Origin of the sequence: Collinsella sp. HCP28S3_B9 (assembly GCF_052066095.1) — a bacterium.
In the GTDB taxonomy this organism is placed as follows: Bacteria; Actinomycetota; Coriobacteriia; order Coriobacteriales; family Coriobacteriaceae; genus Collinsella.
The window spans coordinates 35,093-60,080 of record NZ_JBQHST010000002.1 but is presented as its reverse complement, the minus strand read 5'-3'; the positions used below and the strand labels follow the sequence as shown (position 1 = coordinate 60,080).

The following is a 24,988-nucleotide window of genomic DNA, read 5'->3' as shown; positions in this document are numbered from 1 at the left end:
GTCATGGGACCGTCGACGGCGTCCGAGACTTCGATGCCCTCTTCCTCCAGACGGGCGAGGAGGTTGAGCGAGCACACCCCCTCGAGGCTTATCGAGCAGAACTTCCGGTCGCCCTCGAACAGGTCGATCCTCATCATCTGCGCGTGAAGCGTTGCACGGGTGATGTTGCCAAACGTCGTCTCCTTGCGGATGCCGAAGGCGTTACGCGAGAGAATGCGCCCACCGTCCACGTCGATACGCGGGATGCTCAGCAAGGCCCAGATAGCCATACCCGCGAGCGCCATGGCATGACCGAACCACACAAGTTCGTGGTCCCACTCGCCCAGCGAGACGCCCTGCCAGACGTAGACACCCAGCATGAGCAGTTCGAACGCGACGGCGCAGCAGGCGATGATCGTGCGGATGGCTGCGGGCATGCGCACCGTGAAGCAATCGAGGCTGTCCGTTGCCTCGCTGCGCTCGCGCGCGCCGCGGCGGGCGACCCATGCAGTGAGCGGGCCGACGATGAACACGGTCATACCGACGCGCAGAATGGATTCGAGCAGATTACTCATAGGGGCCACCGCCTCGAGCTCTGGAGATTAACTGCAGGAAACGCTGCCAGAACGATGGGATGCGCACAACGTAAGGAGCCGCGTATCGGCAAGCGGCGGCATCGCAATCGCCCGACGAACAGATGATGATCGGCGCCGGGCCAGACGAATTAAACAAAAGGGTGGTCGACGGCGCCCTCGCAGGCGCACCGTCGACCACCCTTCACGTCGCAGCGACCCTACGAGCCGTCCGAAACGAAACGCACTCCGCCAGAGCGCTACCCAATCTTGCGGATGCTCGGGATCGCCCAGGTGATGCCTGCTAGGATCACCATTGCAGCACCGATGAGCACGAAGCACGCGCTTACGCCGATGGCGTCCGCGAACAAGGTCGATGCGACGAGCCCCACGGGCATAGCCCAGCTGCAGACCGCTCCGTACAGACCGAAGACGCGGCCCATGCACTCGGGATCGACGCGCTCCTGCATGAGCGCCATCTGCGGCGCGCTGTACAGCGGACTCGAGACCCCCATCGCGAACGTAAGCCCCAGAAACACAACGAGCGCGGAAGGGGGCACGAGGCCGCCCGCGAGCGTGCCCGCTCCGAAGAGGCCGATGGCCAGCGTGCACGAAAGAGCGCGGTTCTTAAGGCCACCCGTCGCCCCGATCCAGCCGCTCGCCGCGATCATGCCGACCGAGAACGCGATCTCCGCGATAGCCGACTGCGTAGTGGTGCCCCCAAAATGGTCGAACACCATGAGCGGGAACAGCGCGGATATGGGCGAGAACAGGACCGAGAAGGCGAAGCCGATCCAGAGCATGGCGAACAGACCGTGATGGCGTTTGAGCTCGCGGTACCCGTTGGCCGTCTCCAATAGGAAGGCCCGCACCGCGCGGTGCGACGCCTCGGCGTTCTCCTCGGGCGTATGGCGCTCGGGCGCCGGCGTCTTGATGCCGGAGGTCGCCACCGCGATGCTCGCGAGCACCGCCCCGGCGACATCGAGCGCGATCATGAAAGTCAGACCAAACGCCGGGTAGACCGCAGCGGCGATGGCGTTGCCGATGATATAGCTACCCGACTGCATGAACTGCAGCATGCCCGCCAGCTTGCCGAGCACCTCGGGCGGGGCGATGAGCGGTGTGAGCGCGTTGAAGGCGGGCGTATGGAGCGTGCTGCCCAGCGCACGGACGAACAGCACCGCCGCCACAACGGCGACAGAAAGGTCGCCCCGAAGCGAGCCGAAGACAAGCGTGAGGCTCACGGCCGCGATGAAGAGATCGGCGCCGATCATGAGACGCTTGATGGACGTGCGGTCCACGATGGTGCCCGCGAAGGCGCCGAGGAGCGCCATGGGCAAGAAGGCCGCCAGGCTCACGAACGACAGGGCGCTCGCGGAGCCGGTGGTGAGGGTGACGTGCCAGATGAGACCCATCTGCAGAATGGAGCTCGTGAGCACGGAGAAGAACTCGCCGATCCAGACGATGGCGAGCGAGCGCTTCCAAGAAGCGCAGGGATTCGGTTGTGTCATGGAATAATCCTTTGATGCGATCGGTGGTATGCAGCGAAGTACCGGTCGCTCACGCGACCGTGGCTAGAGCCAAATCCTCATGGAAGCAAGCATGGTGCAGCTCCCCTTTCCAAATCTAGAGGTAAACCTTCAGCCGTGAGTGAATCTATTATAGGGACTTGCGAGCCAAGATGCAACAGGAAGACCTCTACGGAGCGTAGATGCCGGGCGCCCCGAACCACTTATGCCATGAGAGACGGCATCCGATTCTCCTTGACTTGGTCTCAATGTGATATCACAATGCAATCAGCAGTCGCACGGACTGCTCGGGGACTCGCCTCCTCCCCATCGCAATCTGGAGCGCGGCGCCGGGGACGTCATGCAAACGCCGGCGCAGTCATGAAAGGAACTCACAATGAGCGTGGAAAAGCAACTCAAGGCCAAGTCGGGCTACGGCATGCTCGTCTCCGTGGCGGTGGCGCTCATCGTCATCATCGGCCTCTTTATCTGGAGCACCATCGGGCTCGCGAGCACGCCCGACGGCGTCGACGCGCCCGCAGTCTACGGATGGGGGCTCGGCCTCAGCATCCTCGCGTTTTGCCTGTGGTTCATCCCACTCAACGGATTCTTCTCGCTGCAGCCCGGCCAGGCGCGCGTGTGCATCCTGTTCGGCAAGTACGTGGGCACCGTCCGCGACGAGGGCTTCTTCTGGGCCAACCCGTTCTTTAGCAAGAGCATGGGCGGATCGGCCGGGATCGGCGAGATGATCGAGCTCGAGATGAGCGATTCCAAGGCCGCCAAGGCCGCGGCGCAGAAGGCCGCCAAGGGCAACCCCACCACTATCTCCACCCGCGTGCGCACCCTGAATGGCGAGCGCCTGAAGGTCAACGACAAAATGGGCAACCCCATCGAGATCGCAACCGTCGTGGTGTGGCACGTCGCCGATACCGCCAAGGCGCTCTTCGACGTCGACGACTACCAGAGCTATGTCGCCATGCAGGCCGAGACGGCGCTGCGCCACGTGGCGAGCGTGTACGCCTACGACCACCTGGAGGACGAGTCCGATGCCGCCGGCGCCATCACGCTGCGCGCCAATGTGGAAGAGGTCTCCGAAGCCCTGCGCCGCGAGCTCGCGATGCGCCTGGCGCCCGCCGGCGTCGAGGTCGACGATGCACGTCTCACGCACCTCGCCTACTCCCCCGAGATCGCCCAGGCGATGCTGCGCCGCCAGCAGGCCGAGGCCGTCATCGCCGCACGCAAGAAGATCGTCGAGGGCGCGGTCTCCATGGTCGACATGGCCGTGAAGGAGATGGCTGCCGGCGGCACCATCGAGCTCGACGACGAGCGCAAGGCGCAGATGGCCAGCAACCTCATGGTGGTGCTCTGCGGTGAATCCGAGGCGCACCCGGTGCTCAACGCAGGCTCGCTGTACTAACCCCAACACCAATGAGTAATATGGGGACGGGTGCAAAATTGCACATTCGACAAGAAGGCACGTCATGGCACGCAAGCAGTATCCACTCCGTATAGACCCCGCTATCTGGGAGGCCGTCCAACGCTGGGCGGACGATGAGATGCGCAGCGCCAACGGTCAGGTGGAATGGATCTTGCGAGACGCCCTCAAACGCGCGGGAAGGCTGCCGAAGAAAGAGCCCTCGTTCAAGGGCACGCCCAAAGGCGAAGAGGGCTAAGCCGGGAAGACAGGGCTCGGCCGCTGCCGACGTCGGGACAAAGCCGCGCCCCGCGCCGCGGTCGAGGCAGAGCTGAGCCCCGCCGCTCCAAAGTCGAGCCGAACGGCGGGGCCAACACCAACCCAAAGCAAGCTCGCCCCCTCTATACGCACCAACCGGTCCCCGGAGGCATCCGCCTTTGGGGACCGTTCTTTTCCCAGCTAGATGTCGTATATAAAGCCTTTTGACAGCTCGATTTTGCCCCGTGGGGGTCAAATATAAAGACCTTTGATGGTACGATGCTCGCGTCAATGACATGGTGGCTCTCGACAGGGGTCACCCCGACCCTCTAGGGAGCAAACGCATGGAGCTGGGCTCGCACATCAAGGAGCATCGCACGGAGCTCGGACTGTCCCAAGACGATCTGGCGGAGCGCATCTACGTGTCGCGCCAGACCATCAGCAACTGGGAGTGCGGCCGTACGTATCCGGATGTCCAGAGCCTGCTGCTGCTTTCCAACGTGTTCGGGGTGACCGTGGACTCCCTCATCAAAGGAGATGTGGAAACCATGGCACAGGTAATGAACGAAGCGGTCAAGAAGTACAACGCCCTATCCACAATCACGGTCGTGAGTGCGGTCGTGTTTTTGGTGCTGAGCGCGTGGGCGGCGTTCCAGTTCGAATGGGGCTGGGGCATGCACATCGCGCCCACCGCGGCGTTTGCCGCCGTGGCGCTCGTCGTGATGCTCGTGGCGTTCGTGTATATGGAACGCATGAAGAAGCAGCACGACCTCGTCACGTACCGCGAGGTGTTGGCGTTTAGCCGCGGCGAGCAGGTCGATCGCGACACGCTCGAGGGGCGCCGTGAGCGCGAGATGAACCCTTGGGTCAAGGGCACGCGCAACGCGGTGCAGATCATCATCGGCGCCATCGCCGGCGGACTGGTGGGCGTCGGCATCGGCATGCTCGCCAAGATGCTGAGTTAAAAGCGCGGGTACGCACCCGTTCCCCGAAATGGTATCCCCCTTAGCCCCCATTCTGAAGATGTATGCCAGAATGGGGGCGATTCCCGTTAGGAGGTGCCCCATGAACGTCACCGTACGCGCGTCCCTCATCGCATTGATCGCAATCGTTGGCGCCTGCTGGGCAATCCCCGTCCTCCTGGTGAGGGTCGTCCCACCCGATGCCGGCATGATCGCCATGATGGAGCTGATCTACCCCGTGCTCCCCGCAACTGCAATCACCCTCGGCCTGCTCGCCGCGAACTCCGCGAGGACGCTCTTCTGGGTACCCGCGGCGCTCGGAATCGGACCCGCGGTCCTGTTTCCCCTCAAGGTCGAGGGCAGCCAGGACCTTGCGTTCCATGGGGTTGCCTATACCGCAATCGGCTACGCCGCCATGGGCCTGTACACTTGGACGATTGCTCGACAGCATCGCTAAGCCATCGCCCCGCAAGCCTCCACAAGCCAAATCTCCCCGCGGCGATGGCACGCATCGCAGCAACAATCATGCAGGTAAACCCCGTGCAAAACAGTTTTTGCAGCGCCCGGCAAGCCTTGCCGCATATGATGTACAACAGATTCGATAGCGCACCCTACGTGTTCGCGGGACGCTCCTTCACGACCGGGAGGTGACGATGGACATCAGCAACCAGATCAAGACGCGGCGCGAGGCGATGGGGCTCTCCCAAGAACAGCTCGCCGAGAAACTCTACGTGTCGCGTCAGACGATCTCGAACTGGGAGCGGGACAAGACGTATCCGGACGTCCAGAGCCTGCTCATGCTGAGCATCCTATTCGACACCTCCATAGACACGCTCGTGAAGGGAGACGTAACCGTTATGGAAGAGGCAGTCGAAAGAGATCGCAAGCGCATGGGAACGCGGATGCTGCGGCTGGCGGTGGCGTTCGCACTGATACTGTCGCCGGCGTTTAACTGGATGGAGGGCACCTGGGGCGCCGGCTTCGCCGCGGCTGCGGCGTTCCTGCCGGCGATAGCGGCGCTTGTTGTCGCAACCGTCCTCGAGCGCATCAAGCGCGAGAACGACCTGGTGACCTACCGCGAGATCCTCGCTGTCCGCAATGCAGACAGGTGCTTTACAGCCACAAGCGCGATAGTTTCAACAACAAGATGCAGTGCCCCAGAGCCCCTAGCAGTCGACGATGGTCTTGCCGATCATGATGTTGAGGATCTCGACGTCGGTATCCTTCATGCCAACGCGGCCCACATAGCCCATGCTGGCGATCGTCTCTTCCACCGTATCCTGAATCAGGCCCTCGCCGGCACGGAAGCCGCGGCCCTGCATGGCCATATCGTGGCCCAGAATCGCCGCATCAACGGCAGCGGAAATCTTAGCGGCGCAGCTTGCCTTGGCGCCATCGCACACGATGCCGCCCACGTTACCGAGCGTATTGGAGACCGTCGCGCCGATCTGCTCGCGCGTGCCACCGCACAACCAGGTAATCGCCGCGCCGGCACCACACGCAGCGCAAATAGCACCGCAAAACGCCGAGAGCGCACCAATATAGCTCTTGATATGCACGGCAATAAGATCAGACAGCATCACGGCGCGCACCAGGCGCTCGTGGTCGCAGCGCAGGTAGTCGGCATATTCCATAACGGGCAACGCACAGGTAATACCCTGGTTGCCCGAGCCGCACACAATGGCGACCGGCAGCGCACAGCCGTTCATGCGGGCATCGGACCCGGCGGCCGCACGGGCACGGGCACGGCAGGCGACGTCGTCGGCACGAGCGCCCAGCAGCGTACGGCCTACCTCAGCGCCCCAAGCGTGCGCCAGGCCCTCGGCGCTTATTGCGCCGTTCAGCTCAATCTGACGTTCAACGGCGGCGCGAGCACCCTCGATGTCGCCGTCCTCGATAAAGTCGATGATGGATTCGATCGACATGGGCGTGTCGGCCTTATCGGCGGCACGCTCGGCCACGACGCGCTCGGCGCAGGCGTCACACTCCCCCGCCGACTTGCCACACACCGGAATACCGTCGAGCGTATGGCACGTAACATTGGTGTGGTGGTCGGTGATCTCGACGACCGCGGTATGGCCCCCGGCAGTGGCAGTTACCTTGATATAGAGGTTAGGCACACCCTCGACAAGCGACACGTCGCAGTAGTCAGCGTCGGCGAGCAGCTCGGTCACGCGAGCGCGGTCTGCATCGTCAACACTCTCGAGCACCTCGAGCGCGCTCTTGGCGTCACCGCCCACGGCACCCAGCACGGCCGCAGCCTCGATACCGTGCATACCGCCCGAGTTGGGCACGGTCACGCTCTTTACATTCTTGATGATGTTGCCCGAGCAGGCAACAACCATATGTTCGGGTTCGCAACCGAGCGTCTGGCTCGCCAGCGCCGCCGCATAGGCAACGGCAATGGGCTCGGTGCAGCCGAGCGCACAGACAAGCTCGCGGTTCAAAACATCACAAAACGCGGTATCACGGATGGAATCGGTAGGCATAGGTATCTCCTACATGTATAACGGGTTGCTCTCGCAAGTATCAACTTCTCCATTTGATAACAAGGCACCAAAAACCGCAAGTCGAGTTCCGGCAGACGGCCGCCAGAAGCAAATTGGCGGCATTTTTCGTGATGGGCTAATGTTCGCGTCCGCTAAAGCGTTTGACCAAAAAACGCCCGAGTGTTTAGGCAAAAGACGCGCTATCATGCAGTCGAACGCGGTAAAACCTTTAGCAATTCCGCCGCACGGACCAGAGAGGAACCACTCATGAAGATCGGTATCGGCAACGACCACGCCGCCGTCGAGCTCAAGAACATCATTTCCGAGCACCTGAAGGAGCGCGGCTGCGAGGTCGTGAACTTTGGCACCGACACCTCCGAGAGCTTTGATTACCCCATCGCCGGCTACAAGGTGGGTAAGGCCGTGGCCAACGGTGACGTCGACCTGGGTATCCTAATCTGCGGTACCGGCGTCGGCATCAGCCTGGCCGCCAACAAGGTCGAAGGTGTTCGCGCCGTCGTATGCTCCGAGCCCTTCAGCGCCAAGCTCTCCCGCATGCACAACAACACCAACGTGCTCGCCTTTGGCGCCCGCGTCGTGGGCTCCGAGCTCGCCAAGATGATTGTCGACGAGTGGCTCGATGCCGAGTTCGAGGGCGGCCGTCACGAGCGTCGCGTTAACCTCCTCAACGAGATCGACCACACGCGCGGCCTCAAGGTCGTCGACGAGGCTTAAAGACCTACAAAGCCATACGCTAACGCCAGCCCCCGCCCGGAAGAAACATCCGGACGGGGGCTGTTTAGTAGATTTTTGGGATATACCTAGAAATCTACTGGAATAAAAAGGGCGCCGCGGATGGAATTCCGCGGCGCCAAAGCCACACGCTAACAGCTTTGAGGAGTCAAAGCTGGTTTAGCCAAAGAAGCGCTTGATCTCGATCTCGGCGTTCTCCAGGCAGTCGGAGCCGTGGATCACGTTGGCGTTGACATCGACAGCGAAGTCGCCGCGAATGGTGCCGGGGGCAGCGTCAAGCGGGTTGGTAGCGCCCATAAGGGTGCGCATCTTGGAGACAGCAGAAAGACCGGAAACGACCATCTTGACGACCGGACCGCTCGTCATAAAGTCGCAGAGACCGCCAAAGAAAGGCTTGTCGGCCAGATGAGCGTAGTGCTCCTCGACGGTAGCGCGCTCGAGCGTGGTCATCTCCATGCGCTCGATGACAAGGCCGCTGCGCTCAATGCGAGCAACGATCTCGCCGATCTTGCGATCGCGCACAGCGTCGGGCTTAATCATAATGAAGGTCTTCTCGATAGCCATAAGGTAGCCTTTCAAGTAGGTTCGCGCGTGCCCAAGTCCCATTCCGGCACCCGCCTGGACTGCATCGTAACAGAGTTTTAGCTGCAGTTAAACAAAAAACTGTTTATTGAAACACTACAATTTATTAAAACGTTCCATATGTGTCACTTCTGTTTCGAAGCCCGATTAGAGTACCATCCGACCGCGCATCAACCGCACCGAACCGAGCGGACGGTCGGTTGCCGCCCGTGAACGTAGCCCCTTCACAACCTGCCCAAAGGTCCTACAGAAGTTATCGACAAGCCCCTTTCCCATTGCAACAAAATACGGGCGTCCACTGCAGCAGACGCCCGTAAAGGCAAAAACGATTTATCAATAAATGGCCAAAGCCGCTTCAACTAAACCCTTACTTTGCCCCATGGCCCATCTCGACGACCTTGGTCAGCGATCCAAGCACACCTTCGTCGGCAACGAGTTGTGCCTGGGCACGCTGCAGCTGCACGGCAACGGCGGCAGGGGCGGTACCGCCCTCGGTCGTGCGTGCAGCGACAATCGACGGGATGTCGAGCGCCTCGGTAATGTCGTGCTCAAAGAGCGGGCTTGCCTCTTGGAACACCTCAAACGGCAGGTCCTCAAGATTGCAGCCGCGCTTCTCGCACATCAGGACCAAATGGCCCACCACGGCGTGGGCCTCGCGGAACGGCAGGCCACGCTTGGCCAGGTAGTCGGCAACGTCGGTGGCGGCAAGGTGCCCCACGCCGCACTCGCGCGCCATGGCATCCTCGTTGACGGTCCAGGTCGAGATCATACCGGCCATAACGGACAGGCACTGCATGAGCGTATGGGCGGTATCGAGCGCGCCCTCCTTGTCCTCCTGCAAGTCCTTGTTATAGGCGAGCGGCAGGCCCTTCATGGTCACGAGCAGCTGCACCAGGTTGCCATAGACTCGGCCGCTCTTGCCGCGGATAAGCTCGGCAAAATCGGGGTTCTTCTTCTGCGGCATGATGGACGAGCCAGTGGAATACGAGTCGGAAAGCGTGATAAAGCCAAATTCGGAGCTCGACCACAGCACGATCTCCTCGGAAAGACGCGACAGGTGCATCGCCATGACGGAGCCGGCGTAATGCAGATCGAGGAGGAAATCACGGTCGGAAACCGCATCGAGCGAGTTGGGAATCACGCCCGCAAAGCCAAGTTCGGCGGCCGTCATCTGACGATCGAGCGGATAGCTCGTACCGGCAAGCGCGGCAGCGCCCAGCGGGCAGTTGTCGGCAGCATCAAAGGCGGCCTTCAGGCGTGTAAAGTCGCGCGCGAACATCCAAGAATACGCCAGCAGATGATGCGACAGCAGCACGGGCTGAGCATGCTGCATGTGCGTGTAACCCGGCAGAATCACCTTGTCGTACTGTTTGGCCGCATCCACCAGCACGTGGCGCAGCTCAAGATTGGCCTCCATGAGCTCCTTGGCCAGCGCCTTGACGCCCAGGCGTGTATCGGTCGCCACCTGGTCGTTGCGCGAACGCCCGGTATGCAGGCGCTTGCCCGCCTCGCCGATGCGACGGGTCAGCTCGCTCTCGATGGACATATGAATGTCCTCGTCGTTGATATCGAAGGTGAAGTTGCCGGCATCGATATCCTGTTCGATTGCGGTCAGACCCTCGGCAATCGCCTGCTCGTCCTTTGCACTGATAATGCCCTGGGCCGCCAGCATCTTGGCATGTGCCTTAGAGCCAGCGATATCCTGCTTATAGAGATGTTTGTCGACCGGCAGCGACGCGCCAAACTCCTGCGTGACCTCGGCCACGCCTGTCTCAAAACGACCGCCCCAAAGAGCCATGGAACCGTCCCCTTTCTCCAAATACCAAAACAAGCGCCCAAAGCAAAGCGCCATGTCGCTAAAGCGATTTATCAACCGCTAGTTTTGCACATTCCCCACCGAGCGCGAGACCATGTGGCTAATTTGCAAAGAAGTGACGCACCAGGCACTTGGCGCCCATCGACTCCCGCCAGCCGTTGCTCGCCGAGCCGTCAATCCATGTCTTCAGGCTCATAGGGACATCCTCGACCTTTGCAGCATCGAACTCGGGCGCGAGGGCAAGTAAAGCATGCGCGATAGCATTGAACATAATGGATACTCCTCAGATATATATAGGCGCAGAGCCGTCAAATTGATAGAAGGAGCCCCGCCGGACAACCCCGGCGGGGCTCGGACTCAGCCGCAGGCGCGGCATCATATATGCGGGCGGAATGTAGGGGCCACCGATGTTAAGAAGTGTCAGCAAGCATAACGAAAGGTAGGGACCCCATGCGCCCGTTATGTATCACGCGGATGGGCCGCGCGGATACCAAGGGAGAAAGACTTAAGCCTAGGCGGCAGCAGAGCTGGGACCCTGGACCTTGGCCCACGTCTTGAGCGACAGCGTGTCGATCTCGATAAAGCCGGCGCTGGCCTTCTCGTCAAACGTGGTGTCGCGGTCGTAGGTGGCCAGACCGTAGTCATAGAGGCTGAAGGGGCTCTTGCGGCCGACAACATGGCAGTTGCCCTTAAAGAACTTCAGGCGGACGGTGCCGGTCACGAACTTCTGGGTATCGGCCATAAAGGCGTCGAGTGCGTTTTTGAGCGGGCTGTACCACTGGCCGTTGTACACGGCGGTGGCCCAATCCTGCTCGAGCTTAATCTTGGTCTTGAGCAGATCGCCCTCGACGCAAATATCCTCGAGCGCCTTGTGGGCGGTGATAAGCGTCAGGGCGCCGGGAACCTCATAGCACTCGCGGCTCTTGAGGCCCACCAGGCGATCCTCGACCAGGTCGAGACGACCAAAGCCGTTATCGCCCGAAATCTTGTTGAGGGCGATGACGATCTCGGAGAGCTTCATCTTCTTGCCGTCGACGGCGACGGGCTTGCCGGCCTCAAACTCAATCTCGGTGTAGGTCGGGGTGTCGGGCGTGTCCTCGGGATTCTTGGTCATAACCCAGGCGTCGTCGAGCGGCTCGTTCCAGGGATCCTCCAGGTGGCCGCACTCAATGGCACGACCCCACAGGTTGTCGTCGATGGAATAGGGGTTGTCGTTGGCACCCTCGGGAACCGGCACGTTGTGGGCGTGAGCATAGGCGACCTCGTCGGGACGGCACTTCAGATCCCACTCGCGAACCGGGGCGATAACCTTAAGCTCGGGGTCGAGGGCCTTGACGGCAGCCTCAAAACGAACCTGGTCGTTACCCTTGCCGGTGCAGCCGTGGGCGACGTAGGTCGCGCCAAACTCGTGGGCGACCTCGACAAGCTTCTTGGCGAGCAGCGGGCGAGACAGAGCGGAAAGCAGCGGGTACTTGTTCTCGTACATGGAATTTGCGGCGATGGCCTTGGTCAGGAACTCATCGGAGAACTCATCGCGCAGGTCGAGCACCTGGCAATCAAGAACGCCCAGGTCGAGCGCTTTCTGTTTCTTGGCATCCAGGCCGGTCTCCTCCTGGCCCACGTTGCCGCAGACGCAAACGACATCGAGATTCTTCTCGTCCTGGAGCCACTTGACACATACGGATGTATCAAGTCCACCGGAATATGCGAGAACGACTTTTTCCTTGCTCATGGCTGTTTCCTTTCGCCCTTGGTAGCTAGTTAGAACATCGGTCAGTTGCAAGTCATTTCAAGGTCACGTACCGTGCAATATCAGGTTAAATAGCAAAAATCAGCACATACATGCCCTAGAAACATGCAGCAATGTCGTGCTAAAACCCAACGACCTTAAAATGACTCTGTTGAGGCAATTCGCCCCATGCGGACAGAGACGATTGTTATCGTCGTCGGGAAATTGCGCGCTGGCGTCGGATGGCATTGTCTGCAGTGGTGATGATCTTTACGAACTGCATCTGCCTCTCCTTTCACACATCGCCGGGCGCAATTCTAATATCGCAAACGGTACCTTTTCCTCGGTAAGCGGCTCTTTTGCCGTCTCCGTTTTCGATGGTCGCTATATTACGCTAAAGTGCCCGCTGCACAAGCGACAAATTCAAATTTCTGAAAAGTTATTTCATTAGTTTGTGAAATGCAGTGCAAATACGCTCCGTTCCTGCGAAAATACGCCTGATTACGAGTTGATGGTTATAACGTCTGAAACAATTTCGAAACGAAAGGCTCGCTTTTATGCAAACTTACGAATCGGACGCCAATATCGGAAACATTAAGCTCATCGCCGTCGACATGGACAAGACGCTGCTGACCGACGAGCGCGTGCTGCCGCAAGGCCTTGACGAACGCCTGGACAAGCTCGCCGAAGCCGGCATCGTATTCTGCCCCGCCAGCGGACGTCCCGCCCCCAAGCTCGAGGAGATGTTCGAGGGCATCAAGAACCGCCTCGCCTTTTGTCCCGACAACGGAGCCTGCGTCATCTATCGCGGCAACTATATCTATAAGAGCAATATCGATGTGGCGCTGTATCAACAGGTGCTCGCTCGTGCCTCGGAGGATTCTCGCGCCGTTCCCGTCCTGTGCTGCTTCGACGAGTTCTACGTGCTTGCCCGCGACCATCAATACCACGACGAGATCAGCGTCTACTACAACACAATCAACTACGTCGACAGCTTTGAGGGCATTGATTTCGAGTCCAACAAGATTTCGATCTTCTTCCCCGCCTACGATGCCGAGCCTGCGTTCCGCGAGACCTATAACCCCGCGTTCTCGGACAAGCTCTACGTCACCAATGCGGGTCGCGAGTGGATCGACTTTATGAACCTGGGCGTCGACAAGGGCGCCGGCGTCGCGCATCTGTGCGAGCACTTGGGCATCGATATCGCCGATGCCGCCGCCGTGGGCGACACCTACAACGATATACCTATGCTCGAGCGCGTCGGGCATAGCTTTATCGTGGACAATGCCGAAGAGCATATGAATGCGCACGCCAAGTGGCGCATTCCGAGCAACAACGACGGGGGCGTACTGACGCTCATCGACGCCATCTTGGCGGCTCGGTAACGTAGCTCGTCGGACCTGGCCGGGCGAGGCGGGTAAGTTTTTCGCTCGGTCAGGTCCTGGGCTCGCTCGGAAAGCACATTAAGTGCTTTCCGGCTCGTGCGGAATCTACGAAAAACTTACCCGCCTCGCCCGGCCAGGTCCTTGGGTGACTTACTTGCCGCCTGGATGGCATCTTGGCGCCTAGATACTTTGGCTGAATTTAATTGAACGAAGGACGCTCCTTGTTGATGAGGGGCGTCCTTCTGTTTTTGGTTACTTTGGAATTGTGGGCGCTTTCCTATTTCGCGTCGGCCCAGGTTATGCCGGTGCTGGCTTCGGCGATGAGGGGTACGCGGAGGTCTACTACGTGCTCCATGACGTCTTGGACCATGGCGGTCAGGCGCTCGACTTCGTCGACGGGGCACTCAAAGTCCAGTTCGTCGTGCACCTGCAAGATCATGTGGGCGGCAAAGCCCTCTTCTTCCAGGCGGCGGCTTACGCGGGCCATGGCGATCTTGATGATGTCGGCGGCGGTGCCCTGCATGGGGTGGTTCATGGCCGTGCGCTCGCCAAAGCCACGGAGTTGCGGGTTTTTGGCCTTGAGCTCTGGAATATGGCGACGACGACCATACATGGTCTCGGCATAGCCCGTCTGCTTGGCGCGCGCCACCACGTTGTCGAGGAACGTGCGCACGCCCGGGTAGGCCTCGTAGTAGCGATCGATCATGCCGCGCGCCTCGGCCATCGAGATATGTAGCGACTGCGACAGACCGTACGCCTGCTGACCATACACAATGCCAAAGTTCACGGCCTTGGCGCGACTGCGCAGGTCGGGCGTTACCTCGGACACGGAAACGCCAAACACGCGCGCGGCCGTCTCGGCATGGAAGTCCTCGCCCTCGTTAAAGGCGCGCACCAGGTGCTCGTCACCCGAGAGATGCGCGAGCAGACGCAGCTCGATCTGCGAGTAGTCCACCGCCAAAAAGACACTGCCCTCGCCTGCCGAAAACGCCGTCTTAACGGTACGGCCCAGCTCAGAGCGCGTCGGGATGTTCTGCAGGTTCGGGTCGCTCGAGGACAGGCGACCCGTTGCCGTGATGGTCTGGTTGTACGTGGTGTGCACGCGACCGTCACCACGGCGCAGCGGACCTAGCGTGTCCAGATAGGTCGACTTAATCTTGGACTTCTCACGCCAGTCCAAAATCAGGCGCACGATTTCGTGGTCACGGGCAAGGTCGCTCAGCACCTTGGCGTTGGTCGAATAGTACCCGCGCTTGGTCTTTTTGAGGCCCTTGGTCGGAAGCCCCATAACGTCAAAGAGCACGTGCGAGAGCTGCATGGGACTGCCGATGTTAAACGTCTCATCACCTGCCAGGTCGCGAATGCTGCGCTCGACCTCGGCAATCTGAGTCGCCAGGCCCTCGGACAGGCTGCGCAGCCGGTCGGGATCTACGAGCATGCCCGCGCGCTCCATCTTGGCAAGCACCGGCACGAGCGGCATCTCAATGCCATCGAACACGTTGGCGGCGTTCTCGCGGGCCATGCGGTCGCGAAGCGGCGCCACGAGTGCCAGCGTCAACGCCACGGTACGGGCAGCAGGAGCAGGAGCGTCCTCGCCAGCACCATCCGCACCGCGCGCCGCAGGCAGCGCCATCTGCAGATAGGTATCGGCCAGATATGCCTCGTCAAACTCGGAACGGTCGGAATCCAACAGGTACGCGGCAACCACGGTATCAAAGATGCGCACGGAATCGACTGCCAGCGGGTCCATGAGCTCGGGCTCAGAAGAATCGATGGGCGAAAGCTCATGCAGCAACGCCTTCATGTCCGGGCTCGCCACGCGGCCCTCCATAAACAGGCGCGCGAGCACGCCAGCGATAACGCCGTGGGCAGAATTGAAGCCCTCGACAGCGGCAGGCGTGCCGTCATCGGCTTCCTCGAGCGCAAAGAGCCCCTTGGGCGTCGCCAGCCACAGCGTACGCGTCAGGCCAAAGAGCGCACCCTCCTCCTTGTCATCGTCCACCACGGCGGCGACCCACTCGCCCGCATCAATCGCGCGAGAGATCTCGGCCGCCACAGCAGCAAGTGCCTCAGCATCGCCGGCGGCGGCACGCGAAACCGCGGGTATCTCGAACGCGCTGGCAGCGGGCACGACCCCGCCCTCGCCGCCAATCAGCGCCAGGAACCGGTTCTGCATGGCCGTAATGCCAAGGGCGCCCAGCGCCGCGGACACCTCATCGGCAGAAAACGATGGGAAGGACGTCGCGTCAAAGTCGAGCTCGACAGGTGCATCGGTGCGGATGGTCGCAACCTTGCGGCTCAGCAGCGCATCGTCGATGTGTGCACGCAGGTTCTCGCCCATCTTGCCCTTGACCTCGTCAGCATGCGCAATGACCTCGTCCAAGCTGCCGTACTGCGCGATGAGCGCGCTCGCCTTTTTGGGGCCGATGCCCGGTACGCCGGGAATGTTGTCCGACGTATCGCCCTTCAGACCGTAAAAATCGGGCACGAGCGCCGGCGTAATGCCGTGATACAGGTCGTCCACGCTCTCGGGCGTCATGATCGCCACGTCGGACAGGCCCTTGCGAGTCGAGACCACGTTGACGTGCTCGGTCACAAGCTGATACATGTCACGGTCGCCGGTCACCAGCAGCATGTCGCAGCCGGCCTCCTCACCCAGGCGCGCCATGGTTCCCAGGATATCGTCGCCTTCCCAGCCCTCGGACTGCAGAATTGGCACGTTGAGCGCCGTGAGCAGCTCCTTAATCATGGGAAACTGCGCATGCAGATCGGGGTCCATGGGCGGGCGCTGCGCCTTATACTGCGGCAGCATCTCCATGCGCACGCGCGGCTTGCCCTTGTCAAACGCCACGACCACACCGTCGGGGCTAAAGGCATCGATCATCTTAAGAAACATGTTCAGAAAGCCAAAGATCGCGTTGGTAGGGCGACCGTCCGGCGCGTTCATGGTCGGCGGCACGGCGTGGAAGGCGCGGTGCATGAGCGAGTTGCCGTCGATAACGGCAAAGGTGCGGCGCTTGTCAGACATATTGAATACCTCGCTTTGGACTGGGCACGGCTTGCTCACTCCAGTTTACACGCTCCCCGCCCCGCGGCCACCGCACATCAAGCTCCCCCGCCACCGCGCGTTCCCGAGTGATACGATGGCTCACGGTACAACAACCAGCACGATCGATCCGAAAGGAGCCTGCGTCATGGAGCGTCCCTGCGCATGGAAAAAGTACACGCCACAGCAAATCGAGGAGCTCGAGGAGCTTTGCCGCGGCTATAAGCAGTTTTTGAGCGAGAACAAGACCGAGCGCCTGTGCGTCAAGACCGGCATCAAGATGGCCGAGGAGGCGGGATACGTCGACCTGGAGACCGTGATCGCCGAAGGCCGCGAGCTCAAGGCAGGCGACAAGGTGTACGCCGCCAACCACGGCAAGGATCTTATGCTCGTCAACCTGGGCACCGCCCCGCTCGAGCAGGGCTTTAACATCCTGGGCGCCCACGTGGACTCGCCGCGCCTGGACCTCAAGCAGAATCCCGCGTTCGAGGCCGGCGACATGGCCTACCTCGACACGCACTACTACGGTGGTGTCAAGAGCTACCACTGGGTGGCCTCCCCGCTCGCACTCGTGGGCGTCATCTGCAAAAAGGACGGCACCACCGTCGACATCAACATCGGCGACAAGGCCGACGATCCGGTCTTTACCATCTCCGACCTGCTGATCCACCTCTCGAGCGAGCAGATGTCCAAGCCCGCCAAGGACGCCGTCGACGCCGAGATCCTCGACGTGATCGTGGGCGGCCGTCCCGTAAAATTTGACGAGGACGACAAGGACGCTCCCAAGGAGCCCGTCAAGCAGATGTTCCTGGATATCCTCAAGGAGCAGTACGACGTCGAGGAGGAGGACTTCCTCTCCGCCGAAATCGAGGTCGTGCCCGCCGGCCCCGCCCGCGACATGGGCCTCGACCGCTCCATGATTTTGGGCTATGGCCACGACGACCGCGTCTGCGCCTACCCCTCCATGCTCGCCCAGATCAATGTGGCCAACGTGGAGCGCACGAGCATCACGCTCATCGTCGACAAGGAGGAGATTGGCTCCGTGGGAGCCACCGGCATGACAAGCCGCTTCTTCGAGAACACCGTCGCCGAGATCATGACGCTCGCCGGCGAGGGCAGCCCGCTGGCCCTGCGCCGCGCACTCGCCCGCAGCCGCATGCTCTCCTCTGACGTATCCGCCGGCTTCGACCCAGGCTACGCCGGCAAGTTCGAGACCAAGAATGCAGCCTTTATGGGTCGCGGCCTGTGCTTTAACAAGTACACGGGCAGCCGCGGCAAGGGCGGCTCCAACGACGCCGACGCCGAGTATATGGCCCTCATCCGCGACATTATGGACGAGGCCGGCGTGGACTTCCAGACCTGCGAGCTCGGTCGCGTCAACGCGGGCGGCGGCGGCACCATCGCCTACATCATGGCCAAGTACGGCATGAACGTCATCGACTCCGGCGTTGCCGTCCTGTCCATGCACGCCCTGTGGGAGGTCGCCAACAAGGCCGATATCTACGAGGCCTATCGCGGCTACAAGGCCTTCATCGAGCGCGCCTAATCAACCCTTCATCAGTTGCGGTGAGATACGGACTAAACTGGCCCATAAACGGCCAAAACAGACCGTATTACACCGCAACTTCCTTTTTGACAGAGGAGAGTCCATGCTGCAGGTCATCATTTCGCCCGCCAAGCAGATGCGCGCGGCCCAAGATGCTTTTGAAGTCCTGGGCATTCCACCTTTTGTGCGCGAGACGGCTCGCCTCCACCGCGCACTGCTAGATATCGAGCGGAATGAAGGCAGCGGCAGCCTGCAGGCGCTGTGGAACGTGAGTGACAAACTGCTGGGGCCCTGCCTCAACACCCTGCATGAGTTCGAGCCCATCTTGCAAAGCGGCGATCTCGACAATCCCGCACTCGCCCGTCACCTCTCCCCTGCCGTCATGTCCTATCACGGCATTCAATACCAAAGCATGGCGCCCGAGGTGATGGATTCCGCACAGCTCGCATGGCTGCAAGACCATCTGTGGATCCTCTCGGGCCTTTACGGATGCGTACGCCCCTTTCATGCCGTTGAACCGTATCGGCTGGAGATGGGCGCGAAGCTTGCCGTCGACGACGCCCGAGACCTCTACGCGTTTTGGGGCGACAAGCTCGCACGGGTCATCGCTCCGGCAGGCTCCAACGCCACGATCGTCAACCTCGCCAGCGCGGAATACGCCAAAGCCGTTCTGACCCGCCTCACCACCGACGCCACGGTCGTCACATGTCTCTTTGGCGAAGGCATCCGCAACGGCAAGCCCATCCAACGCTCGACCGCCAGCAAAAAAGCGCGCGGCTCCATGGTGCGCTGGATGGCAGAAAACAAGTTCGAGGATGTAAGCGGGCTCACCGCGTTCGACGTTGGTTATCGTTACTTTCCCGAGCTTTCAAATAAAAACACTTTGGTCTTCCTGAACGAACAGGCCTTGTAGGACTACCGCTACTCTTGAATGTGCTGCCTAGGCACGGCGTCTATTCCGCCAGGCCGTCGGCTTTTGCAATCTCGCTCGTCGAGCCATCTTGGTAGGTAACCTTAACGTGCTCCACCTCGGACGCCTCAACACCCGACGGAGGCTCCAGGCGCCATTCCGTCAGGGCTATATCCATGGTCGTGGGTACATCCCCCTGATCTTTGAGCTCGACCGACAACGTCCTAAGCGACGCATCGAAGGTCACACGCTCGATCTCTTCACCAGGAATGGAACCACCGCTCAGCTGCAGTTGCACAAACTTGTCGCGCGGATACCAATAGTCGCCCGGCGCGGCAACGGTATTGCCACCCGCGACCTTCGCCGTCATAATCGGCAGGCTATCGTCCGCCTCAAACGTCCAGGAAACTCCCCCACGCCCGCCAAATGTCCAGATACAACAGGCAATCACCATCACGACAAGAATCGCGAAACCAATTGCGACCAGCCCATGATGGGCGCGGCTCTCCTCGGCCGACACATCCCACTGCGTCTCTCGATACAGATGCTTGTCTTCCATGTTCGCCTCCCCGCGGGCATGCTCGTCGCGTCAATCGTACCCATTCGAGCTATACTTGAGCCCGCCACATAAACGGGGAGCTTGCAGGACAAGACGGCAGGCTGAGACTGGGCGCGCCCGCCCTGACCCGCAAACCTGATATGGGTAATGCCAACGAAGGGAGCCGTGCCAATGAGCACACAGACCGAGCCCAAGCTCGTCACGCAAATCGATTTCGCCCGCGCCGGACAAATCACACCGCAGATGAAGGAGGTTGCCGAGCGCGAGCATCGCGACCCCGAGTACATCCGCGAGCGCGTGGCCGACGGCCGCATCGCCATTCCCGCCAACATCGTGCATATCAAAAAGGGCATGCGCGCCTTTGGTGTCGGCGAGGGCCTGTCTACCAAGGTCAACGTCAACCTGGGCATCTCGGGCGACAAGGCCGATGCCGCCGAGGAATGGAAGAAGGTCAAGATCGCCGAGGACTTTGGCGCCGACGCCATCATGGACCTCTCCAACTCGGGCAAGACGCGCCAATTCCGCCAGCAGCTCATCGACGAGACGCCGCTCATGGTAGGCACCGTCCCCATGTACGACGCCATCGGCTACATGGAAAAGCCGCTTGTCAAGCTTACCAAGGACGACCTGTTCGAGGTCGTGCGCGCGCACGCCGAGGACGGCGTGGACTTTATGACCATCCACTGCGGCATCAACAAGTCGGTCACCAAAACCTTTAAGGAGACCGGCCGTCTCATGAACATCGTCAGCCGCGGCGGCTCACTGCTGTTTGGCTGGATGGAGGTCACCGGCAACGAGAACCCCTTCTACGAGTACTTTGACGAGCTGCTCGAGATCTGCCACGAGTACGACGTGACGATTTCGCTCGGCGACTCCTGCCGCCCGGGCTGCCTCTACGACTCCAACGACGCCACCGAGACCGCCGAGATGATCGAGCTGGGCAAGCTGTGCAAGCGCGCTTGGGCCGCCGGCGTCCAGGTCATGGTCGAGGGCCCGGGTCACATGGCGCTCGGCGAGATCGCCGCCAACATGAAACTGCAGAAGCGCCTGTGCCACAACGCCCCGTTCTACGTGCTCGGGCCGCTGGTGACCGATATCGGCGTGGGCTACGACCACATCACCGCAGCCATCGGTGGCGCCATCTCCGCGAGCTCGGGTGCCGACTTTTTGTGCTACGTGACACCGGCAGAGCACCTATGCCTGCCTAACGCCCAGGATGTGCTCGACGGCCTCATGGCCACCAAGATTGCCGCACACGCCGCCGACATCGCCAAAAAGGTGCCCCACGCCCGCGACATGGACGACAAGATGGGCCAGGCACGCCGTAAGCTCGACTGGGACGCCATGTGGAAGTGCGCGCTCGACCCGGTCACCGGCAAGAAGCGCTACGAGGAATCCCCTGCTGCCACCGAGGGCACCTGCACCATGTGCGGCAAGATGTGCGCCGTCCGCACCGTCAACAAGGTGTTCGAAGGCACGACGATCGACCTCGGCATGGAGGACTAACTCGTCACCGGATCCATAATCGGCCACAAGGCGTTCGTCAATTGTTGACGTGTGAACATTTTCTTACATTTACGTAAAGATTGCGCCACCCGCCCGGGATCGGCATACAGCCGGCCCGGGCAACTTTATAATGCGGGCAGGAGACCCATTTGAATCCGACCGAACAAGGGAGCGAACATGGATCGTAGTAAGGTACCTGCCGTCCTGTCCATCGCAGGATCCGATTCCAGCGGCGGTGCCGGCATTCAGGCCGACATCAAGACCATCACGGCGCACCGCCTGTATGCCGAGACGGTCATCACGGCCATCACCGCACAGAACACCCTAGGCGTCACCGCCGTGCAGAACATCTCCCCGGATATTGTCGCGGCGCAAATCGATGCCGTTTTTGACGATATCCGCCCCAGTGCCGTCAAGATCGGCATGGTTTCTTCTGCCGAGATTATCGAAGTCATAGCCGACCGCCTGAGCGCCTGGGACGCACAAAATATCGTCGTCGACCCCGTCATGGTCGCCACTTCGGGCGCTCGTCTCATCGCCGAGGACGCCACCGAAGCGCTTACACGCCGCCTGTTCCCGCTGGCGACCGTCATCACGCCCAATATTCCCGAGGCCATGGCGCTGCTCGACTACGAGGTCGATTCCGAGCGCACGCAGCAAAACGCTGCCATGCTCCTCACCCGCCGCTTTGGCTGCGCGTCCCTCGTTAAGGGCGGGCATTTTGTCAACGAGGCCAACGATGTGCTAGCAGAGCCCGCGCCGCTCGATGACGAGGGCAACCACCTGGGCGATCCGCTCACCACGTGGTTCCGCCACAAGCGCATCGAGACCGACAACACGCATGGTACCGGCTGTACGCTTTCGTCCGCCATCGCCTGCGCGCTGGCCCAGGGCATGGATCTTGCCGATGCCGTCAACGCCGGCAAGGCCTACCTAACCGGCGCTCTCGCCGCCGGCCTGAACATGGGCAAAGGCTCCGGCCCCGTCAACCACATGTGGCAGTACTAAAAAAGCCAGCAGCCAAAACCACCGCACAAACCACCACAAAGGCGCCTGTCCCTTTGTGGTGGTTTGGGGTCGCGCTACTGACCGAGCATCTCTTGGAGCTTGGCTGCCACGGCGTGGCCCAGGCTCTCGTGGCTTTCGGGCATCATGTGCAGATAATCGATATCGCCCAGGTCGCGCTGGGCCACGCCGCACCAGCGCACATCGTGCGCATAGCGCACCGCGGTGCCATCGCGCATGCCCGCCGGATCGTAGCCATAGGTATTGCTGTCACCAAAGCACAGGACGTTTTTCATCGCAAGCCCCTCCTTCAGTAAAAAGCCGACGGGAGCAGCCCCTCCCGCCGGCTCGACCTATCTGTCAGCGCGCACCGATTACAGATACTTGCGCCAGTCGTCATCATCCTCGTCGTCCTCGGCAGCGGCATGAGCCTGCTCGGCGGCACGGGCGGCCGCGGCACGGGCGGCAACCTGGGCATAGGACTCCTCGTTGCGCTCGGGGAAGCTTGCCAGCACGTGCTCGAACTTGGCAAAATCCTCGTCCCAGCGCGTAGAGGGCACGGCAAAGAAGACCTGCTTGACCTTAAAGTCGCCCGATGCGAGCTCCTTGCGGAAGAGCTCGGCCACGGCCTCGGCGTCAAAGCCGTTGTTGTCACAGCCCCAGGCGCCCAGCACGAGCTTCTCGCGACCAAGCTCGTCGCAGATGGCCAGCACAAAGCGGATGCGATCGCGCAGGGCGTCCAGCAGGGCATCGTCACCCACGCGATACTCCTGGCGAGCGCGCTTGGCGTTGGGCGCAGCGGCAACGATCACGTCGGCGTACGCATGCACGTGGTTGCGGTCGAAGCGCACCGCAGGCACCACCAGCGCACGGTTGCGGTACAGCTCACAGTTGATGTTGCGGCGACGGTTCTCGCCGTACCATTTGCGCTGTTTATCGAGCACATTGTACAGATACGAATCGGCACAGAGCGTGGCCTCCTGACCCAGATAGCCCTGGATGTAGCCACCGCCCGGGTTGGTGAACGAGGCAAAGGCGAGCACGGCCATGTCGCAGAACTGCGCGTAGCCTCGGCCGTTATCCAGAATGGCCTGCGTGGCAGAGGCGTCGAGCACGGTGACCTCGGGCAGGACCGGAGCGGGCTCCTCGGCAGCAGGCGCGGGCTCGGTCTCCGTGGCTTCCTCTGCGGGCACAGGCTCGGCCACAACCTCGGTCTCGGCAGGCGCAACCTCGGCGGCCTCAGACTCATCGGCAGCCTGCTCTTCGGCAGCAGCCACCTGGGCCTTAGCCTTCATCGCCGCGACAAATCCGGCAGGCATACCCTCGAACTCGCGCACGCCGGCAAGCGAGCGCTCGATATCCTTTGCGCACGCTTCGGACACAGTCGCCACGTGACGCTCGGCGGCCTTGGCACGGGCCTCGCGCTTGGGATTGGGCTGTCCCGCGCGGTTGGGCCTACGGTTACGGTTCCTGTTGTCGACGTCTGCCATAAGTGGTCACCTTTCTCGGTCGCTGCCGCTATCGGCTTTTCCCATCCATGATACCCCGCCGCGTACAAAAAAGGCGGCCCCGAAGGACCGCCTTTCGCATCGATTTGCGCGCGGCAAGCACCGCTGCAATCTGGCACTAATCGCGACGACCAAGGATGTTCAGGATGCGCAGGAACACGTTGATAATGTCCACGAACAGGTTGGACGCCATGAGCACGGCGTTGGGCAGCGTGGGCGGCACCGTCGTGGCCACATAGGTGTCGTAGCCAATAAAGCCGGCGAACACCACAATCACGATCAGGTCGGTGATGGTCTGCGAGACGCCCATGAACATCAGCACGATCTCGACCAGAATCGTGGCAAGCAGAATGCCAAAACCAATGCCATACACATGCTGGAAGAATTTGGGGAAGGTCACGCCCAGTGCGCCAAAGACAAAGGTGATGGCGGCAGTGGCGATAAAGGCGGTGTTGATGGTGGGCAGGTCGTAGTTGGCAAGGCCAAACGACGCGGTCAGACCAAAGGTGCTCGCAAAGATTGCGTAACCCGCGAGCGACAGGCCCACGGACTGTTTGCTGGCGGCGGCCGACATCATGACGATGCCGACAATGGTCAGGATAAACGAGCCAAAGACCAGCGGCAGGGCGGCGCCACTCATCATCATGCGCGCAAACGACATGGTGCCCGTAAAGTAGGCGCCAGCGCCCATAGCGCAAAAACCCAAAAAGATCAGGGCAGACATGGCAAGGTTGTACGCGCGCGGCGACATCTCCTTGGCACGGCTTGCGCCGGTCTCGATGGGGCCGTTCTGATAGCCCTGGATATCGTTCATAATTTCGTCCTTTCAAAAAGCGCCGCGACAGCGCCGTAGGTGACAAGATTCCTGCCATTGTACCCGAATGGCGCGCGCTCTTACCCGCGGCGCTCACTCTCGAGTGTGCGGTCGAACGCCCACACCCACCACCGCATCAGATGAGCCTGCGAGCCATCCGGTCGCTCACGCGCCTGGTCTTCCAGATACAGCTCGGTCGTATGTCCGCCAAAACGAACCTTATAGGTTGCCGTACGAATGCCGTGAACCGTCAGGCCAAAACCGGTAGACGAGACAATCTCGTCAATCGTAAAGCAGCGACCGTCGACCCAGCAGACGGTAACCGGCACAACTTGTCCGCCCGCGAGGATGCGGGCCACGACGTCCACATACTGCTTGTGCACGCGCCGAGTTTTGCCATCTGTCTGTCGATATTCCATGCCCCTATTATCGAACGCATGTTTGCATATTGTAAAGCGAACAGACTGTGGTTTTGGGGTGTCGGAGCGAGCGCACGTGTCCTCACGGCGTGTTAGCAAAAAGAACACCCGCGGTCAACAGGGCTAATATTCAATTTTAGTGCCAAAAAATTCACTTCTCCCGTCAGAACTCGGTAAAGAAACCCGCAGGAGGTGATACGATTTATCATGTTTTTGTAACGTTTCTGC

Annotated in this window: 22 protein-coding genes and 1 pseudogene; 11 read left to right on the top strand and 12 right to left on the bottom strand. The window is 61.0% G+C overall.

Annotation, left to right across the window (positions count from 1 at the left end; all coding sequences use genetic code 11):
• Positions 1-811: 811 nt before the first annotated feature.
• Entirely contained in the window at positions 812-2,062 is a 1,251-nt protein-coding gene (locus tag ACTNBB_RS01180) for an MFS transporter (protein ID WP_117799207.1), read from the bottom strand.
• A gap of 394 nt (positions 2,063-2,456) precedes the next feature.
• On the opposite strand from ACTNBB_RS01180, the gene ACTNBB_RS01175 reads away from it, so the two are divergent.
• The 5 genes and pseudogenes from ACTNBB_RS01175 to ACTNBB_RS01155 form a co-directional block, all read left to right on the top strand.
• On the top strand, positions 2,457-3,476 hold the full coding sequence (locus tag ACTNBB_RS01175; RefSeq protein WP_441056169.1) for an SPFH domain-containing protein: 1,020 nt from the start codon (positions 2,457-2,459) through the stop codon (positions 3,474-3,476).
• 64 nt (positions 3,477-3,540) lie between these two features.
• Positions 3,541-3,732 carry an Arc family DNA binding domain-containing protein gene (locus ACTNBB_RS01170; RefSeq protein WP_117734980.1) on the top strand — a complete coding sequence of 64 codons (192 nt, stop codon included), beginning with the start codon at positions 3,541-3,543 and terminating at the stop codon, positions 3,730-3,732.
• A 343-nt stretch (positions 3,733-4,075) separates the two neighbouring features.
• Entirely contained in the window at positions 4,076-4,696 is a 621-nt protein-coding gene (locus ACTNBB_RS01165) for a helix-turn-helix domain-containing protein (protein WP_117762863.1), read from the top strand.
• A gap of 100 nt (positions 4,697-4,796) precedes the next feature.
• Entirely contained in the window at positions 4,797-5,150 is a 354-nt protein-coding gene (locus tag ACTNBB_RS01160; protein ID WP_441056170.1) for a hypothetical protein, read from the top strand.
• A gap of 196 nt (positions 5,151-5,346) precedes the next feature.
• Positions 5,347-5,517: pseudogene (locus ACTNBB_RS01155) on the top strand (helix-turn-helix transcriptional regulator); the annotation flags it as partial.
• A gap of 342 nt (positions 5,518-5,859) precedes the next feature.
• On the opposite strand, the gene ACTNBB_RS01150 reads toward ACTNBB_RS01155, so the two are convergent.
• A complete protein-coding gene (locus tag ACTNBB_RS01150; protein ID WP_441056171.1) occupies positions 5,860-7,182 on the bottom strand; it encodes an L-cysteine desulfidase family protein in 1,323 nt (440 codons plus the stop codon).
• Between the two features lie 267 nt (positions 7,183-7,449).
• On the opposite strand from ACTNBB_RS01150, the gene rpiB reads away from it, so the two are divergent.
• Positions 7,450-7,917 (top strand): ribose 5-phosphate isomerase B, encoded by a 468-nt coding sequence (rpiB, locus tag ACTNBB_RS01145; RefSeq protein WP_006234151.1) that lies wholly within the window; start codon positions 7,450-7,452, stop codon positions 7,915-7,917.
• A gap of 177 nt (positions 7,918-8,094) precedes the next feature.
• On the opposite strand, the gene ndk is transcribed toward rpiB, so the two are convergent.
• From ndk to ACTNBB_RS01125, 4 genes are all read right to left on the bottom strand, one after another.
• Positions 8,095-8,499 (bottom strand): nucleoside-diphosphate kinase, encoded by a 405-nt coding sequence (gene ndk / locus ACTNBB_RS01140; RefSeq protein WP_055251725.1) that lies wholly within the window; start codon positions 8,497-8,499, stop codon positions 8,095-8,097.
• Positions 8,500-8,884: 385 nt separating this feature from the next.
• Positions 8,885-10,315: an argininosuccinate lyase gene (argH, locus tag ACTNBB_RS01135; protein WP_427747767.1), complete on the bottom strand. Its 1,431-nt coding sequence runs from the start codon at positions 10,313-10,315 to the stop codon at positions 8,885-8,887.
• A gap of 118 nt (positions 10,316-10,433) precedes the next feature.
• Positions 10,434-10,604, bottom strand: a complete 171-nt coding sequence (locus tag ACTNBB_RS01130) for a hypothetical protein (RefSeq protein WP_441056172.1) — start codon at positions 10,602-10,604, stop codon at positions 10,434-10,436.
• Positions 10,605-10,844: 240 nt separating this feature from the next.
• Positions 10,845-12,065, bottom strand: a complete 1,221-nt coding sequence (locus ACTNBB_RS01125; RefSeq protein WP_441056173.1) for an argininosuccinate synthase — start codon at positions 12,063-12,065, stop codon at positions 10,845-10,847.
• 554 nt (positions 12,066-12,619) lie between these two features.
• On the opposite strand from ACTNBB_RS01125, the gene ACTNBB_RS01120 reads away from it, so the two are divergent.
• Positions 12,620-13,447: a Cof-type HAD-IIB family hydrolase gene (locus tag ACTNBB_RS01120; RefSeq protein WP_441056174.1), complete on the top strand. Its 828-nt coding sequence runs from the start codon at positions 12,620-12,622 to the stop codon at positions 13,445-13,447.
• A gap of 277 nt (positions 13,448-13,724) precedes the next feature.
• Here ACTNBB_RS01120 and polA read toward each other — a convergent pair whose 3' ends face one another.
• A complete protein-coding gene (gene polA, locus ACTNBB_RS01115) occupies positions 13,725-16,475 on the bottom strand; it encodes a DNA polymerase I (protein WP_441056175.1) in 2,751 nt (916 codons plus the stop codon).
• A gap of 166 nt (positions 16,476-16,641) precedes the next feature.
• On the opposite strand from polA, the gene ACTNBB_RS01110 reads away from it, so the two are divergent.
• On the top strand, positions 16,642-18,039 hold the full coding sequence (locus ACTNBB_RS01110) for an aminopeptidase (protein WP_441031862.1): 1,398 nt from the start codon (positions 16,642-16,644) through the stop codon (positions 18,037-18,039).
• Positions 18,040-18,142: 103 nt separating this feature from the next.
• The gene (locus tag ACTNBB_RS01105; protein ID WP_427795802.1) at positions 18,143-18,952 is read left to right on the top strand and encodes a YaaA family protein; all 810 of its coding nucleotides are present in this window, start codon (positions 18,143-18,145) and stop codon (positions 18,950-18,952) included.
• A 40-nt stretch (positions 18,953-18,992) separates the two neighbouring features.
• Here ACTNBB_RS01105 and ACTNBB_RS01100 read toward each other — a convergent pair whose 3' ends face one another.
• Positions 18,993-19,508 (bottom strand): hypothetical protein, encoded by a 516-nt coding sequence (locus ACTNBB_RS01100; protein WP_154515290.1) that lies wholly within the window; start codon positions 19,506-19,508, stop codon positions 18,993-18,995.
• Between the two features lie 171 nt (positions 19,509-19,679).
• Between ACTNBB_RS01100 and thiC the strand changes: the two genes are divergently transcribed.
• Positions 19,680-21,014, top strand: coding sequence for a phosphomethylpyrimidine synthase ThiC (gene thiC / locus ACTNBB_RS01095; protein ID WP_441056176.1), 1,335 nt, complete (start codon positions 19,680-19,682; stop codon positions 21,012-21,014).
• Between the two features lie 177 nt (positions 21,015-21,191).
• Positions 21,192-22,022 (top strand): bifunctional hydroxymethylpyrimidine kinase/phosphomethylpyrimidine kinase, encoded by an 831-nt coding sequence (gene thiD / locus ACTNBB_RS01090; protein ID WP_441056177.1) that lies wholly within the window; start codon positions 21,192-21,194, stop codon positions 22,020-22,022.
• 74 nt (positions 22,023-22,096) lie between these two features.
• Here the strand turns inward: thiD and ACTNBB_RS01085 are convergent, their stop codons facing one another.
• From ACTNBB_RS01085 to ACTNBB_RS01070, 4 genes are all read right to left on the bottom strand, one after another.
• A complete protein-coding gene (locus ACTNBB_RS01085; protein WP_441041699.1) occupies positions 22,097-22,315 on the bottom strand; it encodes a hypothetical protein in 219 nt (72 codons plus the stop codon).
• A gap of 78 nt (positions 22,316-22,393) precedes the next feature.
• The gene (locus ACTNBB_RS01080; protein ID WP_441056178.1) at positions 22,394-23,509 is read right to left on the bottom strand and encodes a TIGR02452 family protein; all 1,116 of its coding nucleotides are present in this window, start codon (positions 23,507-23,509) and stop codon (positions 22,394-22,396) included.
• A 136-nt stretch (positions 23,510-23,645) separates the two neighbouring features.
• On the bottom strand, positions 23,646-24,341 hold the full coding sequence (locus ACTNBB_RS01075) for a Bax inhibitor-1 family protein (protein WP_441056179.1): 696 nt from the start codon (positions 24,339-24,341) through the stop codon (positions 23,646-23,648).
• Positions 24,342-24,421: 80 nt separating this feature from the next.
• Positions 24,422-24,724 carry a hypothetical protein gene (locus tag ACTNBB_RS01070; protein ID WP_195838523.1) on the bottom strand — a complete coding sequence of 101 codons (303 nt, stop codon included), beginning with the start codon at positions 24,722-24,724 and terminating at the stop codon, positions 24,422-24,424.
• Positions 24,725-24,988: the final 264 nt, after the last annotated feature.